This is a genomic window from Streptomyces lunaelactis (assembly GCF_003054555.1).
Taxonomy (GTDB): Bacteria; Actinomycetota; Actinomycetes; order Streptomycetales; family Streptomycetaceae; genus Streptomyces; species Streptomyces lunaelactis.
Genome location: NZ_CP026304.1, coordinates 6,277,751 through 6,295,030, shown reverse-complemented (window position 1 = coordinate 6,295,030; position 17,280 = coordinate 6,277,751). Strand labels below are relative to the sequence as shown.

At 67.5% G+C, this 17,280-nt stretch carries 13 protein-coding genes; 5 read left to right on the top strand and 8 right to left on the bottom strand.

Annotated elements, in window-relative coordinates; genetic code table 11:
- Nucleotides 1-52: 52 nt before the first annotated feature.
- Nucleotides 53-952 (bottom strand): 4-hydroxy-tetrahydrodipicolinate synthase, encoded by a 900-nt coding sequence (gene dapA / locus SLUN_RS29105; protein WP_108152945.1) that lies wholly within the window; start codon nt 950-952, stop codon nt 53-55.
- Between the two features lie 188 nt (nt 953-1,140).
- Nucleotides 1,141-1,881: an FAD-dependent thymidylate synthase gene (thyX, locus tag SLUN_RS29100; protein ID WP_108152944.1), complete on the bottom strand. Its 741-nt coding sequence runs from the start codon at nt 1,879-1,881 to the stop codon at nt 1,141-1,143.
- Between the two features lie 161 nt (nt 1,882-2,042).
- On the opposite strand from thyX, the gene SLUN_RS29095 reads away from it, so the two are divergent.
- The gene (locus tag SLUN_RS29095) at nt 2,043-2,282 is read left to right on the top strand and encodes a hypothetical protein (RefSeq protein ID WP_108152943.1); all 240 of its coding nucleotides are present in this window, start codon (nt 2,043-2,045) and stop codon (nt 2,280-2,282) included.
- Nucleotides 2,283-2,376: 94 nt separating this feature from the next.
- Complete coding sequence (locus SLUN_RS29090) at nt 2,377-2,925, top strand: SCO5741 family PH domain-containing membrane protein (RefSeq protein WP_108152942.1); 549 nt, start codon at nt 2,377-2,379, stop codon at nt 2,923-2,925.
- A gap of 43 nt (nt 2,926-2,968) precedes the next feature.
- Here the strand turns inward: SLUN_RS29090 and SLUN_RS29085 are convergent, their stop codons facing one another.
- The 6 genes from SLUN_RS29085 to eccD all read right to left on the bottom strand — a co-directional run bounded on the left by SLUN_RS29085 (nt 2,969) and on the right by eccD (nt 10,050).
- Nucleotides 2,969-3,448, bottom strand: a complete 480-nt coding sequence (locus SLUN_RS29085; protein ID WP_108152941.1) for a hypothetical protein — start codon at nt 3,446-3,448, stop codon at nt 2,969-2,971.
- Nucleotides 3,449-3,453: 5 nt separating this feature from the next.
- Complete coding sequence (gene dapB, locus SLUN_RS29080; RefSeq protein WP_108152940.1) at nt 3,454-4,206, bottom strand: 4-hydroxy-tetrahydrodipicolinate reductase; 753 nt, start codon at nt 4,204-4,206, stop codon at nt 3,454-3,456.
- A 15-nt stretch (nt 4,207-4,221) separates the two neighbouring features.
- Nucleotides 4,222-5,601, bottom strand: coding sequence for a M16 family metallopeptidase (locus SLUN_RS29075; RefSeq protein WP_108152939.1), 1,380 nt, complete (start codon nt 5,599-5,601; stop codon nt 4,222-4,224).
- On the bottom strand, nt 5,598-7,826 hold the full coding sequence (locus SLUN_RS29070) for a polyribonucleotide nucleotidyltransferase (protein WP_108152938.1): 2,229 nt from the start codon (nt 7,824-7,826) through the stop codon (nt 5,598-5,600). Before SLUN_RS29070 ends, SLUN_RS29075 begins: the two co-directional genes overlap by 4 nt.
- A gap of 265 nt (nt 7,827-8,091) precedes the next feature.
- Nucleotides 8,092-8,382 (bottom strand): 30S ribosomal protein S15, encoded by a 291-nt coding sequence (rpsO, locus tag SLUN_RS29065; protein ID WP_093600212.1) that lies wholly within the window; start codon nt 8,380-8,382, stop codon nt 8,092-8,094.
- A 168-nt stretch (nt 8,383-8,550) separates the two neighbouring features.
- Nucleotides 8,551-10,050, bottom strand: coding sequence for a type VII secretion integral membrane protein EccD (eccD, locus tag SLUN_RS29060; protein WP_108154994.1), 1,500 nt, complete (start codon nt 10,048-10,050; stop codon nt 8,551-8,553).
- 224 nt (nt 10,051-10,274) lie between these two features.
- On the opposite strand from eccD, the gene eccCa reads away from it, so the two are divergent.
- The 3 genes from eccCa to SLUN_RS29045 all read left to right on the top strand — a co-directional run bounded on the left by eccCa (nt 10,275) and on the right by SLUN_RS29045 (nt 17,233).
- Nucleotides 10,275-14,246, top strand: a complete 3,972-nt coding sequence (gene eccCa / locus SLUN_RS29055; protein WP_108152937.1) for a type VII secretion protein EccCa — start codon at nt 10,275-10,277, stop codon at nt 14,244-14,246.
- A 209-nt stretch (nt 14,247-14,455) separates the two neighbouring features.
- The gene (locus SLUN_RS29050) at nt 14,456-14,956 is read left to right on the top strand and encodes a hypothetical protein (RefSeq protein ID WP_108152936.1); all 501 of its coding nucleotides are present in this window, start codon (nt 14,456-14,458) and stop codon (nt 14,954-14,956) included.
- Between the two features lie 12 nt (nt 14,957-14,968).
- The gene (locus SLUN_RS29045) at nt 14,969-17,233 is read left to right on the top strand and encodes a hypothetical protein (RefSeq protein WP_108152935.1); all 2,265 of its coding nucleotides are present in this window, start codon (nt 14,969-14,971) and stop codon (nt 17,231-17,233) included.
- The last annotated feature ends 47 nt before the right edge of the window (nt 17,234-17,280 follow it).

Genomic DNA, 17,280 nt, shown 5'->3' with positions numbered 1-17,280 from the left:
GTCCGACCGTCTCGGTCGGTGTTCTTCTCGTATTCAGTTGTGAAGTCTGTGTTTAGAGCTGTACCCCACCGGCCGCGAGGTCGATCTTGAGCTGGGCGGTTTCTTCCGGAGAGAGCTCCACCAGGGGGAGCCTGAGCGGTCCGGCCGGGAGGCCCTGGAGGCTCAGCGCCGCCTTGGTGGTGATGACGCCCTGCGTACGGAACATCCCGGTGAAGACCGGGAGCAGCCGCTGGTGAATCTCGGTGGCCTTCTGGACGTCACCGTTGAGGTGGGCGTCGAGGAGGGCGCGGAGCTCCGGGGTGACGACATGGCCGACGACGGAGACGAAGCCGATTGCGCCGACCGAGAGCAGCGGCAGGTTGAGCATGTCATCGCCGGAGTACCAGGCGAGTCCGCTGCGGGCGATGGCCCAGCTGGCGCGGCCGAGGTCGCCCTTGGCGTCCTTGTTGGCCACGATGCGCGGGTGGTCGGCGAGGCGGACCAGCGTCTCGGTGTCGATCGGGACGCCGCTGCGGCCTGGGATGTCGTACAGCATCACGGGCAGTTCCGTCGCGTCGGCGATGGCCGAGAAGTGACGGAACAGGCCCTCCTGTGGGGGCTTGTTGTAGTACGGCGTCACGGCGAGCAGGCCGTGCGCGCCGGAGCGTTCGGCGGTGCGGGCGAGTTCGATGCTGTGACGGGTGTCGTTGGTGCCGATGCCGGCAACGACGTGGGCCCGGTCTCCGACCACTTCCAGTACGGCCCGTACGAGCTGGTCTTTCTCCGCGTCGCTGGTGGTCGGCGACTCACCGGTGGTGCCGTTGATGATCAGGCCGTCGTTGCCTGCGTCCACCAGATGGGTGGCCAGCCGCTGGGCGCCGGCGAGGTCGAGTGCGCCGTCCGCCGTGAAGGGCGTGACCATGGCGGTGAGGACCCGCCCGAAGGGGGTCTGCGGAGTGGAGATCGGAGCCATGGGTAACACGCTACTCGCTGCTCAGCACGCAGTGTCCCCTCGGGGGACGTGACGTACAACGTGGCATGAGGACCCGGCACTGCCTGCTCGGGGGTTCAAGCAGTGCCGGGTCCGTTTGATCAGCCTAGATGAACTTCTCGAAACGCCGCAATACGGACACTTCTCCGACCGGTCCGTACATCTGTGCCCTACGGGGCGACGCGACCGTTGGCATTGAAGGCGGCATACGTGAGCGGCATCAGCTGCGCCCAGTGCTTTTCCATCTTTTCGCCGACCATCTCGATCTCCCGCTGCGGGAAGGACGGGACGCTCGCCTCCTCGTGCTGGGTGCGCAGACCGAGGAAGTGCATCAGCGAGCGGGCGTTGCAGGTCGCGTACATGGACGAGAACAGGCCAACGGGGAGGACGGCGCGAGCCACCTCGCGGGCGACGCCCGCGGCCAGCATCTCCTGGTAGGTCTCGTACGACCGGCGGTACGAGACCTCCATGGCTTCCGTCACGAGCTTCTGCTGCTCAGCTGTGCCGTCGACGAAGACGTACTTGCCCGGGCGGCCCTGCTGGACCAGCTTGCGGTCCGCACCCGGGACGTAGAAGACCGGCTGAAGCTCGCGGTAGCGGCCGGACTCCTCGTTGTACGACCAGCCCACGCGGTGCCTCATGAACTCGCGGAAGACGAAGATCGGGGCGCTGATGAAGAAGGTCATCGAGTTGTGCTCGAAGGGGCTGCCGTGGCGGTCCCGCATCAGGTAGTTGATGAGCCCCTTGGAGCGCTCCGGATCCTTCGAGAGCTCCTCGAGAGACTGCTCGCCCGCGGTGGAGACGCGGGCGGCCCACAGCACATCGGAGTCGCCGGCGGTGTGCTTCACCAGTTCAACGGTGACATCGCTGCGGAAACTGGGCTGGGCGGTCTCGGCGGGGGTGTCGGTCACCGACAGGGTCCTTCCAATGGCTACGCTCGGGCGGCGACCACTCTAGACCACTCCTCGTGCTGACAATCGTCAGCCAATTCGGCGAAATCGGGCACCGATTCGGCCTGGCGCTCGTCTGTACCAGTAGCACCGTCCCGCACACGATTCCAGGAGAGTCCCTGATGTTCCGCCGGCGAGAGGCCGTCCCGTTTTCATTCGTCGCCGAGGCCGACCGCTTCCGCAGTAACGTCACTCCCCCGCCCCGCGAACGCCCCAGCAAGTCGCAGCTCATGGGCCATACGCTGATCGGGCTGACCGTCGTATCCGGACTGGTCGGCTCGCTGCTCCTGGGGCTTCCCGCGCTGGAAACCGGCCGGGCGCCGGGCCATTCGCAGCAGCCCGAGGCGTCCGACGGGCGCTGACTCGTACAGCCCCCTGGGGTGGTCGGTCAGTGACCGCCTCGGTAGCCTCACCAGCCACAGCCCAATCGAGTGTGCTGGTGAGTGAGGATCAGTCGTGCCCCTGCCCTTCCTGACAGCCGACCGTGCATTTGGCACGACCGCGCACGATGTCGCGCTGCCCTTCGACGATCACGACCACTGGCGGCGTCCGTACCGTCCCGGCCCCTGGCGGGTCGCTTCGGCGGCGGTGTTGCTGCTGCTCGCCTCGTTCGTGCTCCTCGCGGCGATGATCATCGCGTTCGCGGGTGCGCTGCCGGGCGCGGGGGTGTGCCTGGGCCTGGGGCTCGCGCTCATCGTCTCTGCCCTGCGGCTGCTGCGCGCGGGCGTCTGGGTCAGCCGGCACGGAGTGCGGCGCGTGGCCTTCTTCTCCACCACCACTGTGCCGTGGAACCGCGCCTCCGCGGTACGCACGGTGCAGCAGCCGGTGCGCTGGCTCGGTCTGCCGCGCACGGTGCAGGGGCAGGCGCTCGTCGTCGTACGACAGGGTGACGAGCCGCTCCCTCTGCTCACCGACCACAACGCGGACTTCCTGTCGCGCGCGGAGGCGTTCGACCGGGCGGCGGACACGGTGGAGGCGTGGGGGTCGGAGTACCGCGGGGCGTGACACGGGGTACTCCGCCCCCAGGGCCGCCCCCACGCCCCGGGCATCAATCGCCGGCGGGGCTGATTCTTGCGCCGGAGGGGCTTGTTCCGCCGTCGTGCAGGGTGATCGCGCGCTGCATAGCCTTGCGGGCGCGCGGGGTGTCCCGGGCGTCGTGGTAGGCGATGGCGAGACGGAACCAGCAGCGCCAGTCGTTCGGTGAACCCTCGGTCTCGGCGCGGCGTTCGGCGAAGAGTGCGTCGGCCGTGTCGCGGTCGATGCGCCCGCCGGCCGTACGCTTCGACTCGTCGGCCGGCAGGCCGCCTTCGGCCTCCAGCTCGCGCGCGAGCCGATGCGCATTGCGCGCGAAGCGTGTGGTGTGCCAGAGGAACCAGGCGCCGACGAACGGCAGCAGGAAGGCCACCGCGCCCATCCCCATGGCGGCCGGCTCCCCGGTCAGCATGAGAAGCACGCCCTCCAGCGCCACCACGCCGAAGACGATGACCAGCACGGTGGCGAGGAAGAAGTACGTGATCTTTCCACCCATGGCCGTCAGCCGAGGTCGAGGAAGTGTTCCAGGCCGAACGTGAGACCTGGAGTGGACACCACACGGCGGGCGCCGAGCAGGATGCCCGGCATGAAGCTGCTGTGGTGCAGGGAGTCGTGCCTGATCGTCAGCGTCTCGCCCTCGCCGCCGAGCAGGACTTCCTGGTGGGCGAGGAGGCCGCGCAGCCGGATGGCGTGCACGGGAACGCCGTCGACGTCGGCGCCCCGGGCGCCGTCCAGCGCGGTCACGGTCGCGTCGGGCTGCGGGGGGCAGCCCGCCTCGGCGCGGGCCGCCGCGATGAGCTGGGCGGTGCGGGTGGCGGTGCCGCTGGGGGCGTCGGCCTTGTTCGGGTGGTGCAGCTCAACGACCTCGACAGACTCGAAGTAACGCGCCGCCTGCTGCGCGAACTTCATGGTCAGGACTGCTCCGATGGAGAAGTTCGGCGCGATGAGCACGCCGGTCTGCGGGGACGCGGCGAGCGAGGTGTTCAGCTGCGCGAGGCGTTCGTCGGTCCAGCCGGTGGTGCCGACCACCGCGTGAATGCCGTGGCGTACGCAGAAGTCGAGATTGCCCATCACCGAGGCCGGGGTAGTCAGCTCGACCACGACCTGGGCGCCGGAGTCCACCAGGACCTCCAGCTTGTCGCCCCGGCCGAGTGCCGCGACCAGTTCCATGTCGTCGGCGGCCTCGACGGCTCGTACCGCTTCCGAGCCGATGCGGCCCTTTGCGCCGAGAACGGCCACGCGCAGCTTGCTCATTGCTCTTCCTTACGGTTAGGAGACCGCTTCGTGGAGGCGGTCCGCCTGCTTGTCCTTGAGCGGGCCGATCACCGACAGCGAGGGACGCTGTCCCAGGACCTCGCCGGCCACCGCGCGTACGTCGTCCGGGGTGACCGCGGCTATCCGCGCGAGCATGTCGTCGACCGACATCTGCTCGCCCCAGCACAGCTCGCTCTTGCCGATGCGGTTCATCAGGGCGCCCGTGTCCTCGAGGCCCAGCACGGTCGAGCCGGAGAGCTGGCCGATGGCGCGGCCGATCTCCTCGTCCGACAGACCGTCCGACGCGACCCGGTCGAGCTCGTCGCGGCAGATCTTGAGGACGTCGTGGACCTGGCTCGGGCGGCAGCCGGCGTAGACGCCGAAGAGGCCGGTGTCGGCGAAGCCCGAGGTGTACGAGTACACGCTGTAGGCGAGGCCGCGCTTCTCCCGTACCTCCTGGAAGAGGCGCGACGACATGCCGCCGCCGAGTGCGGTGTTGAGTACGCCGAGCGCCCAGCGGCGCTCGTCGGTGCGGGCCAGGCCCGGCATGCCGAGGACCACATGGGCCTGTTCGGTCTTGCGGTTCAGCAGCTCGACGCGTCCCGCGGTGCGCAGGGAGCGGTGTCCGTCGCGGGGAGCGGTCGGGACCGCGTCCGTACGGGAGAGGGCGCCGGCCTTCTCGAAGGCCTTGCGGACCTGGCGTACGACCGTGGCGTGGTCGACGTTGCCCGCGGCGGCGACGACCAGGTGCGTCGGGTCGTAGTGCTTCTTGTAGAAGCGGCGGATCCGGTCGGCGTCGAGCGCGTTGACGGTGTCGACGGTGCCGAGGACCGGGCGGCCGAGGGGGGTGTCGCCGAGCATGGTGTGCGCGAACAGATCGTGCACGCAGTCACCCGGGTCGTCCTCGGTCATCGCGATCTCTTCGAGGATGACACCGCGCTCGGAGTCGACGTCGTCCTGCAGGATCAGCGAGCCGGTGAGCATGTCGCAGACCACGTCGATGGCCAGCGGCAGATCGGTGTCGAGCACCCGTGCGTAGTAGCAGGTGTACTCCTTCGCCGTGAAGGCGTTCATCTCGCCGCCGACCGCGTCGATCGCCGAGGAGATGTCGAGGGCGGACCGCTTGTGCGTGCCCTTGAAGAGGAGGTGCTCGAGGTAGTGCGTGGCGCCGTTGAGGGACGGCGTCTCGTCTCGGGAGCCGACGTTCGCCCAGATCCCGAAGGTGGCGGAGCGTACGGAGGGCAGGGTCTCGGTGACGACCCGCAGGCCGCCGGGGAGAACGGTGCGGCGGACCGTGCCGATGCCGTTCTCGCCCTTGAGAAGCGTTTGGGTACGGGCGACGGCCCGCGCCTCCGAAGAGGTGCGGGCCGTCGTCGCGGAACTACGGGACGTCACTTGTCGGTGTCGTCCTTCTTCTCGGAGCCGCTGTCGGACTCGGTTTCGCCCTCGATCACAGGGATGAGGGAGAGCTTGCCGCGGGAGTCGATCTCGGCGATCTCGACCTGGACCTTGGAGCCGACCGCGAGCACGTCCTCGACGTTCTCCACGCGCTTGCCACCGGCGAGCTTGCGGATCTGCGAGATGTGCAGCAGACCGTCCTTGCCGGGCATCAGGGAGACGAAGGCACCGAAGGTGGTGGTCTTGACGACCGTACCCAGGTAGCGCTCGCCGACCTCCGGCATCGTCGGGTTGGCGATCGAGTTGATCGTGGCGCGGGCGGCCTCGGCCTGCGAGCCCTGCTGGGCACCGATGTAGATGGTGCCGTCGTCCTCGATCGTGATGTCGGCGCCGGTGTCCTCCTGGATCTGGTTGATCATCTTGCCCTTGGGGCCGATGACCTCACCGATCTTGTCCACCGGGATCTTGACGGTGATGATCCGCGGGGCGTTCGGGGACATCTCGTCCGGGACGTCGATGGCCTCGTTCATCACATCGAGGATGTGGAGGCGGGCGTCGCGGGCCTGCTTCAGCGCGGCGGCCAGGACCGAGGCGGGGATGCCGTCGAGCTTGGTGTCGAGCTGGAGCGCGGTGACGAAGGTCTTGGTACCGGCGACCTTGAAGTCCATGTCACCGAAGGCGTCCTCCGCACCGAGGATGTCGGTGAGGGCGACGTAGTGCGTCTGGCCGTCGATCTCCTCGGAGATCAGACCCATGGCGATACCGGCGACGGGGGCCTTGAGCGGCACACCGGCGTTCAGCAGCGACATGGTGGAGGCGCAGACCGAGCCCATGGACGTCGAGCCGTTGGAGCCCAGCGCCTCGGAGACCTGACGGATCGCGTACGGGAACTCCTCGCGCGTCGGCAGCACCGGCACGATGGCGCGCTCGGCGAGCGCACCGTGGCCGATCTCGCGGCGCTTCGGCGAACCGACGCGGCCGGTCTCACCGACGGAGTACGGCGGGAAGTTGTAGTTGTGCATGTAGCGCTTGCGGGTCACCGGGGAAAGGGTGTCCAGCTGCTGCTCCATCCGGAGCATGTTCAGGGTGGTGACGCCCAGGATCTGGGTCTCGCCACGCTCGAACAGCGCCGAGCCGTGCACGCGCGGGATGGCCTCGACCTCGGCGGCGAGCGTACGGATGTCCGTGACGCCACGGCCGTCGATGCGGACCTTGTCCTTGATGACGCGCTCGCGGACCAGCTTCTTGGTCAGCGCGCGGTAGGCACCGGAGATCTCCTTCTCGCGACCCTCGAACTGCGGGAGCAGCTTCTCGGCGGCGATCTCCTTGATGCGGTCGAGCTCGGTCTCGCGCTCCTGCTTGCCGGCGATGGTGAGCGCCTGCGTGAGCTCGCCCTTGACGGCGGCGGTCAGCGCCTCCAGGACGTCGTCCTGGTACTCGAGGAAGACCGGGAACTCGCCGGTGGGCTTGGCAGCCTTGGCGGCGAGGTCCGACTGGGCCTTGCACAGCGCCTTGATGAAGGGCTTCGCGGCCTCGAGGCCGGCGGCGACGATCTCCTCGGTGGGAGCCTCGGCGCCGTCCTTGACGAGCTGGATGGTCTTCTCGGTGGCCTCGGCCTCGACCATCATGATCGCGACGTCGCCGTCCTCGAGGACGCGACCGGCGACCACCATGTCGAAGACGGCGTCCTCGAGCTCGGTGTGCGTCGGGAAGGCGACCCACTGGCCCTTGATCAGGGCGACACGGGTGCCGCCGATCGGGCCGGAGAAGGGCAGGCCGGCCAGCTGCGTGGAGCAGGAGGCGGCGTTGATCGCGACCACGTCGTACAGGTGGTCGGGGTTGAGCGCCATGATCGTCTCGACGATCTGGATCTCGTTGCGCAGGCCCTTCCGGAAGGAGGGGCGCAGCGGGCGGTCGATCAGGCGGCAGGTGAGGATCGCGTCCTCGGAGGGCCGGCCCTCACGACGGAAGAAGGAGCCGGGGATCTTGCCGGCTGCGTACATCCGCTCCTCGACGTCCACCGTCAGGGGGAAGAAGTCGAGCTGGTCCTTGGGCTTCTTGGAAGCGGTGGTGGCCGACAGCACCATGGTGTCGTCGTCCAGGTACGCCACGGCGGAACCGGCGGCCTGCTTGGCCAGGCGGCCCGTCTCGAAGCGGATGGTGCGGGTGCCGAAGGTTCCGTTGTCGATAACGGCCTCGGCGTAGTGGGTCTCGTTCTCCACTAGCGTTTTCTCCTCGTCTTCGTCCCCTCGCCCGTGTGGCGGAGGACGGTGGCGGAGAAGCTCTCGTTCTGCGGGCCGGTCTTCGATCGAAGCACCCGGGGGTTGTTGTCCGGGGGCCACTACCGAGGACCGGCGGCGGGGAGGCGGCTTCTCGCTCGTTCAGTGTTGCTCTGTGCGACCAGACTAAATGCCGTCCGGTATGTAGCGCACGTACAGCAAAGGGAGCGGCCCCCCATGAGTGGGAACCGCTCCCTTCACGACGTCTTTACTTGGCACCGCCGGCCGCACCACGGCGGATGCCGAGGCGGTCGACCAGGGCACGGAAGCGCTGGATGTCCTTCTTGGCCAGGTACTGCAGCAGACGGCGGCGCTGGCCCACCAGGATCAGCAGACCACGGCGGGAGTGGTGGTCGTGCTTGTGCGTCTTGAGGTGCTCGGTCAGGTCCGAGATGCGGCGGGAGAGCATCGCGACCTGAACCTCGGGGGAGCCGGTGTCGCCCTCCTTGGTGCCGAACTCGGTCATGATCTGCTTCTTCGTAGCGGCGTCGAGAGACACTCGGTACTCCTCTTTGATGTTCGATGCGCCCACGAGTGCCCCTGGTCTTGATCTCAGGGGAGCTTCCGTGACTCGGAGGCGAAGGTCCGATGAGCGCAGACCGCAGAGTTCGTGAAGAAGCTCCGGAGGTCGCGTACACAAACGGCCGTAACACAGCGTACCAGTGTGTCAGGAGGTCATCGCACGGATGGAATGGTAGACGTCGAAGACCGCGAGGCACAGCGGTACGAGCGTCAGCAGCACAAAGGCCTCCGCGATCTCCAGAGAGCGGCCCCAGAAGGGCGTGACGCCCTTGCGCGGCACGATCAGCCCGATGGCAGTGATCACCGCGGCGAGCCCGGCGACCGCGGCGGTGAGCCAGACCGTACGGATGTCGAGCGCCGTGGCGTCGCCCTTCAGGGCATCGGCCATCAACCCCCTCGGGGGGTTGAGGCACAGCCCGAGACCGAGCAGCGTCAGTGCGCCGAGGCCCGCCGCCAGGGCGCAGCCGACCTGGGCGCTGTAGCGGAAGAGGTGCGCGCGCATCAGCATGGCGATGCCGGTGGCGAGAGCGAGCAGCTGTCCCCACACGTTGCCGGAGAAGCCGAGAACCGCCGCGGCACCCAGAGCCACCAGCGCGCAGCCACCGACCAGGCCGACCAGCAGTTCGTGGCCGCGCCGGGCCATCGCCGCGATGCGCTCGGCATCGACCGGGCCCTGGGGCACAGGGTCGGTTCCGTATTCGCCGACGGCCGTACGGGGAGGCTCGAAGCCGATGGGGAGGCGGGCGAAACGCGTGGAGAGGCCGGGCAGGAAGGCAAGGGCTCCCACGGCGAGCGAGGCGCACACCGCGGCGGTCTCGGCCGGCTCCATCCTGGTCGTGATCGCGGCGAAGGTCACCAGCAGGCCGACGGAGGCGGCGAAGACGAACGCGACGAAGGGACCGTCTCCGCCAGGGGCGACGATCATCAGGATCACCGAAGCGATCAGCACGGCAGCGCAGGCGAGCAGGAACTGCAGCTTGCCGATGCCCTGCCCCTGTGCCAGCGGCAGCAGTCCGGCACCGGCGACAGCGGCGTTCGCCATCGAGCCGATGCCCAGGGCGACGGACGAGGCCCGGTCGTCGTACACCCGTGCCCGTACGCCGGCGAGCGCGAGCAGCAGTACGCCGGTGACGGTGGCCAGGATGCCGGGCAGACCGTGCATATCGTGCCGGGGGTCGGCGGTCCACAGCACGAAGGCGAGCAGTACCAGCAGGACGGACCCGCCGAAGAGCCCGGCACCGCGCATCAGGCTGTCGTTCCAGAGGGTGCGGTCCCGTGCGACGGCGGAAGCAACGGCGTCGGAGACGTCGTCGAAGACCGCCGGGGGCAGAGATTCGGCGAAGGGCCGCAGCGACAGGAGCTCACCGTCGAGGATGCGCTGGGACGCCAGGGAGCGCGCGCTGTCGAGCACGGTTCCGTCGCGACGCACCAGGTGGTACCCGACCGGGGCACCCTGGGCCGGGCTCTGTCCGGACAGACGGAGGATCTCCGGGTAGAGATCGGCGACGGGGATGTCCTCGGGCAGTGCCACGTCGACGCGACCGTCCGGCGCGACGACCGTGACTCGGCAGAAACCGGTTCCGCCGCTGGACGGAGCCGCGGGAGCCGGGTGACCGGTTCCGGTGGCCGCCGCTGGGGCCGTCATACTCACCTGCTGCATCCCCTCGTGGTTCTCATGGATCGTGAGCCTCGCTTTGCTCCCCGAATGACCCTTTTTTTGCGGTAGTTCACGGGCGAGCAAACGCGTCGCGCCACCCTACCGCCAACCGTTCACCGGCCACGCAAGTAGGATCCCTCCCCGCGGATGGAGCCCGTCGCCACGGGGGCGCCGATAGGAACATTTCCATCCGGCAAGGGAATTGGTGAGCTGTGAGCCAGATCGTCGTCAAGCGCCCACCGCGGGCCCTGCCCACCGAAGTGCCCGGTGAGCAGGTGCAGTTGCAACCCCCGCCCGAGCTGCCGAGAGGACAGCAGGAGGGGGCGCTGATGCAGCTGCTGCCGATGCTGGGTATGGGCGGTTCTGTCGTCTTCTTCTTCATGACCCCGAATCCGATCATGCGGATCATGGGCATGGTGATGATCGCGTCGACGGTCGGCATGGCCATCGCGATGCTGGTCCGCTACCGGCGCGGCACCCAGGGGCAGCTCGCCGACATGCGGCGCGACTACCTGAAGTACCTGACGCAGACGAGGCGGACGGTCCTGAGGACCGCGCACCTGCAGCGCGACGCACAGTTCTATCTCCACCCGTCCCCTGAGCAGTTGTGGGCGCTGGTCGCCGAGGGCAGCCGGGTCTGGGAGCGCCGCGTCGGCGACGACGACTTCGGACAGGTGCGCATCGGCCTGGGCAGCCAGCAGCTCGCGACCCCCCTCATCGCCCCCGAGACGGCGCCCGTGGACGAGCTGGAGCCGCTCACCGCAGGGGCGATGCAGCAGTTCCTGACGGCGCACGGCACGCTGGACGGCCTGCCCATGGCCATCTCGCTGCGCGCCTTCTACCACCTGACGGTCAGCGGCGACGCCGAGTCCGTCCGCGCCACAGCCCGCGCGATGGTCGGCTCGCTCACCTCCCTGCACTCCCCCGAGGACCTGGTCGTCGCCATCGCCACCGGACGCGAGACGGCCCCGCAGTGGGAGTGGGCGAAGTGGCTTCCGCACGTCCAGGCCCCGGGCAGCGGCGACGGCGCGGGCAGCCGCCGTTTCATCACCACCGACGCACGCGACCTGGACGACATGCTCGCCGGGCGTCTCGAGGGCCGGCCCCGCTTCGGCGGCAGCCAGCCGCTCCTGGATCAACCGCACATCATCGTCGTACTGGATGGCCAGTCGGTACCCCCCATGTCGGCGCTCGCGGCAGCCGAAGGGCTGCAGGGCGTGACGGTCATCGAGGTCGTACCCGGCGAGGTGACCGGGGCGCGCGGCGGCCTGTCGGTGGTCGTGCACCCCGACTCCCTTCAACTGGAGTCGGGACACGGCCTGGTGTACGACGGGACGCCCGACCGGCTGAGTCGCGAAGCCGCTGAGGCCCTCGCCCGCCAGCTCGCTCCGCTCCGCGTGGCATCGGGTGGCGACGACGACGAACCACTGCTCGCCAACCTCGACTTCACCGACCTGCTGAACCTTGGCGACGCGGCCTCCGTCGATGTCAGCCGCACCTGGCGCCCCCGTTCCCAGGCGGAGCGGCTGCGTGTCCCGATCGGCGTCGGCGAAGACGGCACCCCGGTAATGCTGGATCTCAAGGAGGCGGCGCAGGAGGGCATGGGCCCACACGGCCTGTGCGTGGGCGCAACCGGTTCCGGTAAGTCCGAGCTGCTGCGCACGCTCGTACTGGGCCTCGCCGTCACGCATTCGTCGGAGACGCTCAACTTCGTCCTCGCGGACTTCAAGGGCGGCGCCACCTTCGCCGGCATGTCCCAAATGCCGCATGTCGCCGCAGTGATCACCAACCTTGCGGACGACCTGACGCTGGTGGACCGGATGGGCGACTCCATCCGTGGCGAACTCAACCGCCGGCAGGAGATGCTCCGCGACGCGGGCAACTACGCCAACATTCACGACTACGAGAAGGCACGTGCGGCGGGTGCGCTGCTGCAGCCCATCCCGTCACTCGTTCTTGTCATCGACGAGTTCAGTGAACTCCTCACCGCCATGCCGGACTTCATCGAGATGTTCGTGCAGATCGGACGTATCGGGCGTTCGCTGGGCGTCCATCTCCTGCTGGCCTCGCAGCGCCTGGAGGAGGGACGGCTGCGCGGACTTGAGACGTATCTGTCGTACCGGATCGGCCTGCGGACGTTCTCCGCGGCCGAGTCGCGTGCTGCGCTCGGCGTGCCCGATGCCTACCAGCTGCCCAACGTTCCCGGCTCCGGGTATCTGAAATACGGTACGGACGAGATGGTGCGGTTCAAGGCGGCGTACGTCTCCGGGGTGTACCGCACGAACCCCCAGCAGACGGCTTCCCCCGGTGGACCGCTTCCGGTGGACCGCAGGCCCGTACCGTTCACGGCGGCTCCGGTGCCGATCCGGTACGTCGAACCCAGTGCTCAGCGCCAGGTGCCGGAGGCGCGTACGGCGGAGGACGACGCGCTGGCCGACACCGTGCTCGATGTGATCGTGCGGCGGCTCGAGGGGCGGGGCGCCGAGGCCCACCAGGTGTGGCTGCCCCCGCTGGACAACCCGCCGTCGCTGGACGAGCTGCTGCCCGGACTCTCGAATGTGCAGGGCCGTGGGCTGACTCAGCCCGGGTACGAGGGCGCGGGCCGTCTCGTCGTCCCGCTGGGTGTGGTCGACAAGCCGTACGAGCAGCGCCGCGACACTCTCTACCGGGACTTCTCCGGAGCAGCGGGCCACATGCAGATCGTCGGCGGCCCGCAGTCCGGCAAGTCGACCCTGCTGCGGACGCTCATCTCAGCGTTCGCGCTGACTCACACACCGCAGGAAGTGCAGTTCTACGGCCTCGACTTCGGTGGCGGCGGTATGTCCTCGATCGCCGGCCTGCCGCATGTCGGCGGGGTCGCTTCGCGCCTCGACCCGGAGCGGGTACGGCGGACGGTCGCCGAGGTGTACGGCATCATGGCGCGCCGCGAGGAGTACTTCCGCAGCGCGGGCATCGACTCCATCGCCACCTTCCGCAGGCTGCGGGCGCGCGGCGACATCTCGATGACGGAGCAGCCGTGGGGTGATGTGTTCCTGGTCATCGACGGCTGGGGCAACTTCCGTACGGACTACGAGGGCCTGGAACAGCCCGTCCTGGATATCGCATCGCGCGGTCTCGGCTATGGCATCCATGTGATCCTCACCGCCTCGCGCTCGATGGAGGTCCGCGCCAACATCAAGGACCACCTGATGAACCGGCTGGAGCTGCGTCTCGGCGACACGATGGACTCCGAGGTGGACCGCAAGGCAGCCGTCAACGTCCCGGCGGGCGTACCAGGACGCGGTCTGAGCCCGGAGAAGCTGCACATCATGGCGGCGGTACCGCGGATCGACGGCATCAACTCCGACAGCGACCTGTCCGAGGCCACGGCCGCCATGACACAGGAAGTCACCCGGCACTGGACCGCGCCGGGAGCCCCGGCAGTGCGGCTGCTGCCGCGCGAACTGCCGGTGGGTAACCTTCCGGCCGGCTCTGCGCACCCGGAGCGCGGGGTCTCGTTCGCCATCGACGAGAACAACCTGGAACCGGTCTACGTCAACTTCGAGCGCGACCCGTTCTTCCTGGTTTTCGGGGAGAGCGAATCCGGCAAGTCCAACCTGCTGCGGCTGCTCATCAAGCAGTTGAGCGAGCGGTACGACGGCAATGCCTGCAAGCTCTTCGTGATCGACAACCGGCGCGGGCTGCTGGACGTCACCCCGTCCACACACCTGGCGGAGTACGTCCCCATGTCCAACAACATGGACCACCACGTCGACGCACTCATGGATCTGATGCAGCGCCGCACTCCGTCGGCCGATGTCACTGCGCAGCAGCTGCGGGACCGCAGCTGGTGGCAGGGACCGTCGGTGTATGTGGTCGTCGACGACTACGACCTGGTGTCCACCTCGAGCGGCAACCCGCTGGCCAAGCTCACGGAACATCTGCCGTTCGCGCGTGACGTGGGCGTCCGCTTCATCATCGCCCGCAGCGGGGCCGGCGCGAGCCGGGCCGCGTACGAACCGTTCATGCAGCGGATGATGGAGCTGGGCGCGCAGGGTGTGCTGCTCTCCGGCGACCCGCAAGAGGGCGACGTACTCGGCGGCACGAGGATGCGGCCGATGCCGGCGGGACGGGGCATTTTCATCTCGCGGCAGCGGGGGAATCCGCTGGTGCAGACGGGGCTGATGCCGACGGAGCTGCACTGACGGTCGGCGCAGCGGTCGTGGACGCGGTCTGCCTGATAGTGACGGCCAAGCCGCTGCCCAGCCAGTCCAAACAGGCGTATGCCGTGGACAACTTGATGTACAGCCTCAAGACCGACGTCACGGACCGCGCTTGCGAGTAGCCGAAGCGAATCAATAAGTTGATGCGGAATGTGCCGTTCATCGGCACACACGGGGGAAGGAACCCGCAGATGGCGTGGGATGAGTGGGAGCAGCTGAAGGCGTCGGCGGCGGAGCGCCAGTCGACGGGGATGCAGCTGAACGGATTGCCGCCGGAGGACAGGCCCAACGCCGGCAGCCCGGTGGGAGATCTGACGGTCAACCAAAAGGATCTGGCCGCGATCGGTGATGAGGCGTTCAAGCTGTACAACCGGCTGTGGAAGGAAGGGCGGGTGACCAGCACCGACTCAGCCGGAACCAGTCTCACAACGCAGGGCTTCGCTCTGGGCGGGGCGCTGTCGCATGTCTCACTGCGTTGGGACAAGCAGCTCGGCTCGGTCATGGATGCCTGCGCGCTCATCTCGAACCACATGGACTTCACCAAGAATGCGCACCAGGGCGACGAAATCTTCATCCAGCGGCATGTAAGCAGCATCCACACGCTCGACAGCGGCTTCGACGAGTCGTACGCACCGCCGGGCAAGGACAACCCGGTCTATGGCGAGAAGGATAAGAAGGACAAGAAGGACTAGGGGTACGGCGGCATGGATTTCGAAGCCCTTCACTCGGCCAACTTCAAAATGCTCGATGACACGGTCACCGACTGGACGAGCATGCTCACCAAGCTCAAAGAGCTGGAGAAAGACGCGCGGGAAGGACTCCGGGGCAAGGCTCTCAAGGCCAACTGGTCCGGCTACAACGCCACGGTCTCCCGCGAGTTCATCGGCAAGACCTCCGGAGAGTTCGCCGACGCCCACACACAGGCGACGTCGATCCGGGACATCATGACCGACACCCGCGACGAGCTGAAGACCCAGCAACGCCTGCTCAAGGAAGCCGTCGAGCGGGGCCGGGGGAAGCACCTCACCGTCACGGCGAAGGGTGACGCGTTCACCGTCGAGGAGAACCCGGACTCCAAGAGCTCCACCGGCCAGAAGGATGTCAATGAGCTCCGCAACGAGCTCCAGGGGATCCTCGACAAGGCCACCGAGATAGACAGCACCGCTGCCACGTCCCTCAAGGCACTCGTCGACCTCACCGACCTCGGTTTCTCGGACGCGGTGTACAAGGACCGCGACTCGGCGGCTGCCGCCGTCAAGGAAGCGGAAGAGCTGGCCGCGCTGGCGAAGAAGGACCCTGAGGACCTGACGGTCAAGGAGTTCGACCGGCTCAACGCGGGGCTGCAGAAGTACTCCGGTGATCAGATCTTCGCCGAGCACTTCGCCGAGAAACTGACCGCGAAAGGCACGCTGGAATTCTGGGCCGGCATCAACGACCCCGCGAAGAACCGGGATCTCTTCCCTGAACGGCGTGAGCAGTTCGACGATCTCCAGAAGAACCTCAGCCTCACGCTGGCCACCGCGACCCAGGCCGACACGCCTGACATGTCGAAGTGGAAGTACGAGATGACAGATCTCGGCAGCCAGCCGGTGCACAAGAACAGCACGACCCAAGGCTTCCAGGTGATGAGCAATCTCATGCGCTGGGGAAACTTCGAGGACCGGTTCCTCAACGACTACGGCACCGAGCTGATGAAGACCGAGAAAGCAGCCAGCAGCAACGGCCGCCACACGCCCACGCTGTGGATGCACATGGGAATGGACCCGAATCTGAACCGGACCGGCACAGACTCCGGCTCGGATCCCATGATCGGCTTCTTGAAGGCGCTTTCGAACAGCCCCGATGCAGCGACCGACTTCTTCAACTCCGACTTTGTCACGAAGGATGAGGATCACGACTTCAAGACGAAGGACAAGGACGGGAAGGAGGTCAAGGACGAGCTCTCCAACTTCGACTACCTCTTCGAGGAGCGCGACTGGCCCCCGGAGATGGACAGCGAACTCGAGGACAGCATCGAGGGCCGCAACAACCTGGCACTTGCCCTGGAAGCGGCGACGACGGGTCACCCGGCCGGCGAGCTGCCCACCGTTGACACGCCGCCGCACAACGCGGAGCAGGCCAACCTCATGAAAAGCATCGTCGAGTCCATCTCGGAGGACAACACGCGCCTCACCAAGCATGGCTTCATGTCGGACAGCATGGGGCAGATCGCGTCGGAATATCTGCCGGATATCAACCGCGCGATGACCGATGACGGTGACGAGGACACGAACAGGCTCTTCCCGCTCGCCGGCTCTCAGGCCGACATGAATCACCGGGACGTCACGCGATTCCTGTTCACCGTTGGCCAGGACGACGAAGGCTATGCTGCAATTGAGGTGAGTCAGAAAGCCTACATGGCGAACCTCATGGACTATCACCTCAACCCCGAGCTTCCAGCGGACCTGCGCTACTCCAACGATCCACAGTTTGTCGTTGAGCAAATTGCACACGGATCGGGTGAAGTCTCGGGAACCCTTGCACAAGCCCGCGCGGAAGCCGTCGCCGGCGAGGCCGAGGAGAAGGACAAGGCTTACGAACACTCCGTGGCCCAGATGAAGAACGGGATTTCGGGCGTGGTCGGCACCGCTGTTGGTGTCGGCACGACCTTCATCGCCAGCCCTGTCGGAGGGGCCGCCGCTGGAGGAGCCGCCGGCACCGTGACCAGCATGATCCTCGAAGAGGTGTTCAAGGACGCCGAGGGCAAGGCCAAGGCTGAGGCCGGCCCCGTCATGGGTGAGCATTGGGAAAATGGCCTGGAGAGCAACACCAAGTACACCGAGAGGGCAGCTGAACTTGCGGCAGAGGCACATAAAAGAACTGGCCTTGAGGATGTAGGGGAATGGGCGCGCACCGGCACCCAGAGCGGATTCAGGGCGTCCGAGGCGAGTGTGAATTCCATGGCAGCGGACCTCAAGACGGACATCTGATGCCACACACCTTCGGCAATCGATCTCGCGCCTTGAGTAGCTGTCAC